General features: G+C 69.7%; 1 protein-coding gene. It reads left to right on the forward strand.

Annotated features, from left to right (window positions below):
• The coding region (locus ACIP9H_RS42235; protein WP_401964258.1) for an SDR family NAD(P)-dependent oxidoreductase at positions 1-3,071 on the forward strand (3,071 nt) is incomplete at both ends.

Here is a 3,071-nt window from a genome sequence, read left to right on the forward strand (position 1 = left end):
AGGCGTGGCCGGAGACAGGCCGTCCGCGTCGGGCCGGTATCTCGTCGTTCGGGTTCAGCGGCACCAACGCCCACACCGTCATCGAACAGGCACCGGAAGCCGCCGAGCTCGATGACTCAGAACTGCCCGTCGAAGAACTGCCGTTCCTGCCGCTGGCACTGTCCGCGAAGTCCGACATCGCCCTGCGTGAGCAGGCGGCGAATCTCCGGGACCGGCTCGTTGTGGCTCGGGAGGTGCGGCTGTCCGATGTGGGGCGGATGCTGACGACGGGCCGTTCGGCTCTCGAACGGCGTGTGGTCGTGACGGCACAGGGCCGCGAAGACGTACTGGCCGCGCTTGAGGCGCTGGCCGAAGGTGCCCCGGCGCCTGGTGTGGTGGCCGGATCTCCGGTGGCGGGCAAGCTCGCCTTCCTGTTCACGGGTCAGGGCAGCCAGCGGTTGGGAATGGGGCGTGAGCTGTACGGCGCGTACTCGGCCTTCGCGGACGCCTTGGACGTGGTCTGTGCGCACATGGATACGCACCTTGATGTGCCACTGAGGGACGTGCTCTTCGGGGAGGACGTCGCGGTTCTGGACCGGACGGGGTTCACCCAGCCGGCGCTGTTCGCCGTCGAGGTGGCACTGTTCCGCCTGGTCGAGTCGTGGGGCGTGAAGCCCGACTTCGTGTCCGGCCACTCCATCGGTGAGATCGCCGCGGCACACGTTGCCGGAGTTTTCTCGTTGGAGGACGCGTGCGCTCTGGTGGCGGCGCGTGGGCGGTTGATGCAGGCGCTGCCGACGGGTGGCGTGATGATCGCGGTGCAGGCGTCGGAGGACGAGGTCCTGCCGCTGCTCACCGACCGGGTGAGCATCGCCGCCGTCAACGGTCCGCAGGCGGTGGTGATCGCGGGTGACGAGGATGCCGCGGTCGCGATCGTGGAGTCGTTCGGTGACCGGAAGTCGAAGCGTCTGACGGTCAGCCACGCGTTCCACTCCCCACACATGGACGGCATGCTCGACGCCTTCCGCGAGGTGGTGGCTGGGCTGTCGTTCGAGGCTCCGCGCATCCCGGTTGTATCGAACCTGACCGGCGCCGTAGTCACTGACGAGATGTCCTCGCCCGAGTTCTGGGTGCGGCACGTCCGTGAGGCGGTTCGCTTCCTGGACGGTGTCCGTGCGCTGGAGGCTGCTGGGGTCAGCACGTTTGTGGAGCTGGGTCCGGACGGTGTGCTGTCGGCGATGGCGCAGGAGTGCGTGACGGGCGCGGTTTTCGTTCCGGTGCTGCGCAAGGGCCGACCGGAAGTCGAGACCACCGGCACGGCTCTGGCGCAGGTGCACGTGCGAGGTGTCGAAGTCGATTGGCGGAAGTTCTTCGCCGGGACCGTTGCACGGCCGGTGGACCTGCCGACGTATGCCTTCCAGCGGAAGCGGTACTGGCCGGAGGCGGCGCTGCCGGGGAACGCTCTGGTCGGTGGAGTCGTGGACACCGTGGATGCCCGGTTCTGGGACGCCGTCGAGCGCGAAGACCTCACGTCACTGGTCACCGCCCTCGGGACCGATGACGACACTGCTTGGGCGAGCGTCCTGCCTGGTCTGTCGGCGTGGCGTCGTCAGGGTCGGGAGCGGTCGGAGGTGGACGGCTGGCGGTACCGGGTGGTGTGGAAGCCGCTGGCCGAGGCTTCCGGCGCGCGTCTTTCCGGGACGTGGCTGGTGGTCGTGCCGACCGAGGACGACTCGCTGCTGGCGGACGCACTGGCGGATCGAGGTGCGGAGGTGCGCCGGGTCGAGGTCGAGCCGGGCACGGATCGTGCGTCGCTGGCGGGTCTGGTCGCCGGTGAGTACGCGGGTGTCGTGTCGCTGCTCGGGCTTGTGGAGTCGGTCTCTCTGATTCAGGCTCTGGGCGATGCCCAGGTGGACGCCCGGTTGTGGTCCCTGACGCGGGGTGCGGTCTCGGTCGGCCGGTCGGACAGGTTGACGTCTCCGGTGCAGGCAGAGATGTGGGGTCTGGGCCGGGTTGCCGCCCTGGAGGTGCCGGAGCGCTGGGGCGGTCTGGTCGACCTGCCCGAGGGCCTGGACGAGCGGGCGCTGTCGCGTGTGGTCGGGGTGCTTGCCGGTTCGGGTGAGGACCAGGTGGCCGTGCGCTCCTCCGGAGTGTTCGGGCGACGGCTGGTTCGGGCTGTGCTGCCGGAGGGCGCGGGGTCGTGGATCCCGTCGGGCACGGTGCTGGTGACGGGTGGCACGGGTGCGCTGGGCGGTCGGGTCGCGCGGTGGTTGGCGGAGGCTGGTGCTGACCGGCTGGTGCTGACCAGTCGCCGTGGGATGGACGCGCCGGGTGCTGCTGAGCTGGTCGCGGAGCTGGGCGTCGAGGTCTCGGTCGTGGCGTGTGACGCCTCCGACCGTGAGGCGCTGCGCGCTCTGCTCGCCGAGCACGCCGAGTCGCTGACCGCAGTCGTTCACACGGCGGGCATCCTGGACGACGGTGTGCTGGATGCCCTGACGCCGGAGCGCATTGACGGTGTTCTGCGGGCGAAGGCCACGTCGGCGCTCAACCTGCACGAGCTGACGATCGAGCTGGGCATCACCCTCGGTGCCTTCGTCCTCTTCTCTTCTGCCGCCGGTGTATGGGGAGCCGCCGGGCAGGGCAATTACGCTGCCGCGAACGCTTTCCTGGACGCCCTTGCCGAGCAGCGTCGTGCGGATGGTTTGGCGGCGACGTCGATTGCTTGGGGTCCGTGGGCCGAGGGCGGCATGGCGGCCGACGAGGCGATGGCCGCCCGGATGCGCCGTGGCGGTGTCTCCCCGATGAACGCGGCCACGGCGCTGATGGCGCTGCACCGCGCGGTGGGTGCCAAGGACACCGTCGTCGCCGTCGCGGACATGGACTGGGAGCGCTTCGCCCCCGGATTCACCTCTGCACGTCCCAGCAGGCTCCTCGCCGAGCTGCCGGAGGCGATGGCGGTCGCCCGTACCGAAGAGGACACGGATGAGTCCTCTCAGACGGCTGGTTCGTCGTTTGCTGTGCGGTTGCGGGGGATGGCGGAGGGTGATCGTGCGCCGTTTGTCCTGGAGTTGGTGCGTCGGCTGGTTGCCGAG

Origin of the sequence: Streptomyces sp. NPDC088732 (assembly GCF_044751205.1) — a bacterium.
Lineage (GTDB): Bacteria > Actinomycetota > Actinomycetes > Streptomycetales > Streptomycetaceae > Actinacidiphila.